This is a genomic window from Pedobacter sp. 05L430 (assembly GCF_056397585.1).
In genome coordinates, this window is the sequence record NZ_JBFTNT010000391.1 from 1 (window position 1) to 3,338 (window position 3,338).

A 3,338-nucleotide genomic window follows, 5' to 3' on the forward strand; every position below is an offset into this window, starting at 1 on the left:
CTCCTGGGTGATGCCAACTTTATTGAATAACGCTGGCATCAAGTTTTTGCAACTGGGATGTAATCCGGCAAGCCAGAGTCCACGTTTCCCTCAAATTTTTTGGTGGGAGGGGGCGGATGGGTCTAAAATCCTATGCCAGTACACCGCTGATTATGGATCCGGAATAAAAGCACCATCAGACTGGCCATCCAGGAATTACCTCGCAATGATTATGACCGGCGACAACCATGGGCCACCAAATCAGAAAGAAGTTGAAGCTATCATTGCTCAGATTAATAAAGAAATGCCCGGCGCAAAAATACATCTTGGAACCCTTGATGATTTTGCAAAAGCAGTAATAGCAGAAAAACCAGATTTGCCAACTGTTAAAGGCGATACACCAGATTCCTGGATTCACGGATTGCTTTCAAACCCACGGGAAGCAAAGATCGGACGCAATATTCGTCCTCTGGAATCTGCTCTTGATGGATTAAATACCCAGATGGGAATCTGGGGAATACCTGTTAACAGTATTGCAGCCAAACTGGATAAAGCTTATGAACAAAGTCTTTTGTATGCCGAACATACCTGGGGCATGAATGCAGAGTATGGCCCGCGTTATAGTTATGGCGAAGATTGGAAGAAATGGCTAACTGAAGCAGCAGCAGAACCCGAGCCTGAAAATGGCGATTTTTCGAAACTGAAAAACAGCAATGCACATAATACAAACACAGGAAGTAAAAAGAAATGGTTGCATTCTTACGATGTAAAACGGCAATACATCCATAACACCAATGACATTATAAATGCTGAGTTAACTACTGATCTTGATTTACTGGCCAAGTCAGTAAATGTGGCAGGGAAACGTTTGGTAGTGTACAATCCTCTACCATGGAAGAGATCTGGAATTGTTGAAAATCCATGGAAAAAAGGAAGTTATTTTTATGTTAAAGAAATTGCGCCTTCTGGCTATGTTGCTTATAATCAAGATGATTTAAAGGAAGCAACTATTACGAATGATCAGAATGCTGAATTCAATACGCCCTATTTTAAAATTGTATTAGACTTAAAAAGAGGAGGAATATCCTCTTTGACAGAAAATACGACTGGTCGTGAATTAGTAGATCAATCCTCTAAATATGTTGTTGGTCAGTTTTTGCATGAACGATTCAGTACCACTGAGGTTGGCCTATGGTTTAATGTTTATAGCAGGATAAAAGAGGGATGGGGTTTAAATGATCTAGGGAAGCCGGGTATGCTTGGTGCCGATAAAGCTCCGTATATGGCGTTTACTCCTGATAATTGGGGAATTTCAGTTACTCATTCAGATATTGCCGATGTGGCTACCCTAACTGCAATGGATACTAAAGGGCTTGCAAAGAAGTACACTTTAGTGTTTTCATTTCCTAGAAATTCAGCTTATGTTGATATAGAGTGGTTTGTAGATGGTAAAGCCCCAGATAAACAACCTGAAGGTGGTTGGTTGTGTTTTCCTTTTGCTGCTAAGGACCCTAAATTTACAGTTGGTCGTTTGGGAGGCCCGATAAATCCCGCAACCGATCTTATTTCGGGTAGTAATAAATATTTGATGGCAGTAAATTCAGGTGTTTCAATTACCCAGAAAGATAGATCAGGAATCGGGCTAATGCCCCAGGATTCTCCTTTAATTTCTTTAGGTGAACCGGGATTGTGGAAGTTCTCTTTAGATTATGTTCCAAAAATACCTTCTGTGTTTGTAAATGTTTATAACAATATGTGGAATACGAATTTCCCATTATGGCAGGAAGGTTCATGGAGTGAAAGAGTGCGAATCTGGCCTATAGATAAAAATTCCGAAACAGTTGCAAACTTAACGGAAAAATCCTGGGAGGCCCGTTTGCCATTATTAACTGGGGTTTCAGATGAAGATGCCGGACAATTACCTTTAAAAAATGAAGGTATTTCTATATCGAGAAAAGGAGTGTTAATTACGGCCTTTGGAGAGAACCCTGATGGTAAAGAAATTGTTTTGCGCTTATGGGAGCAAAGTGGCATTTCGGATAATGTTAGTGTTAAACTGCCTAAAGGATCAGGTTATCGCAAAGCTACGCCTGTAAATCTTCGTGGGGAGGCAATTGGCAAGCCACTCAATATCATTGGAGGTAAATTGTCTTTCCTGCTTAAAGCCTATGCACCTGCCAGCTTTATTTTGAGTACCAATACTTTAACGAAAAAAGTGAAGGGTGTCTAAAATTCTTGCTGAATAATCTATTTTAGATTGTAGGATAATTGATTGAACAGTTGATTAAAATATTTATATTAGAGATGTTATATCTCTGGATAAACTTAGGGCTTTATGGTATATGTTACGATTGGATAAGCAAAATGCTGATGATGACAATTTACTGTTAAGACAGATTTTTGCCGGCGATGAACGGGCATTTAATCAAATGTACTACCAGACCAATAAGAACATTTATAATGCTATAATGGCTTATGTGAAAAATGAGCACATAGCCATTGAACTTGTACAACAAGTTTATGTCAAATTCTGGAACAATCGTCAGAAATTAAAAGGCGTACAGAATTTAAAGGATTATCTTTTTATCATCGCCAAAAATTTAACACTCGATCACTTTAAGAAAGTCACCAAAGAGACTAAATTTTTTGCTGAATTAACCTTAAGGGCGAGTGATGTTGTAAATACGACAGACGAAAAGATTGAGCAAATAGAATACGACAAATTATTGCAGAATGCGATAGGACAATTACCTCCTCAGCAAAAGGAAGCATGGCTTTTGGTTAATGAACAGGAGCTTAGTTATGCTGAAATTGCTGAAAAAATGAACGTTTCTAAATTAACAGTTAAACGGCATTTAGAGTTGAGTCGCAAAAGTGTACGCGATTATTTTAAATCTCATATTGATACCGCTATTAGTCTTTCCTTTCTTGCTGTTTTAATTATTTTTTTTTCCTGATTGGGCCATTTGCATTTTTGAATCGTCTTTAGTTAAAATTCAATTACAATAATGAAGAGCGCCCGTTTTCATATACTATTACAATACTTTAAAGAAGATATCATTTCTGAGGAAGAATGGCATGAATTGCTGGCAATGATAAAAACCGGTCGTTATAAAGACCAGTTGGAAGATGATATTTTAATTTCGCTGGATAGTGCAGGAAAGAGAAATAATTGGACAACAAATATTGAGCAAGAAATGTGGGCTGGTATTCAAGCCGAAATACAGGGGAACTCAAAAAAATCTAATTACAGATTATGGATAGCTGCGGCGGCTATTCTTCTGATGATGCTTGCCGCAGGATTAATTTTCTTTAAATCCGAACATTTATTGCCGATAAAAACAAATATAGCCTATAAG

At 38.0% G+C, this 3,338-nt stretch carries 3 protein-coding genes; all 3 read left to right on the forward strand.

What is annotated here, in order from left to right:
- Positions 1–2,209, forward strand: a 2,209-nt coding sequence (locus tag AC1DG9_RS25310; RefSeq protein WP_477635487.1) for an alpha-mannosidase, incomplete at its 5' end; no start/stop codon positions are given.
- 112 nt (positions 2,210–2,321) lie between these two features.
- Positions 2,322–2,936: an RNA polymerase sigma factor gene (locus tag AC1DG9_RS25315; RefSeq protein WP_337716718.1), complete on the forward strand. Its 615-nt coding sequence runs from the start codon at positions 2,322–2,324 to the stop codon at positions 2,934–2,936.
- A 51-nt stretch (positions 2,937–2,987) separates the two neighbouring features.
- Positions 2,988–3,338 (forward strand): hypothetical protein (locus AC1DG9_RS25320; protein ID WP_477635488.1); only part of this gene is annotated, 351 nt, incomplete at its 3' end.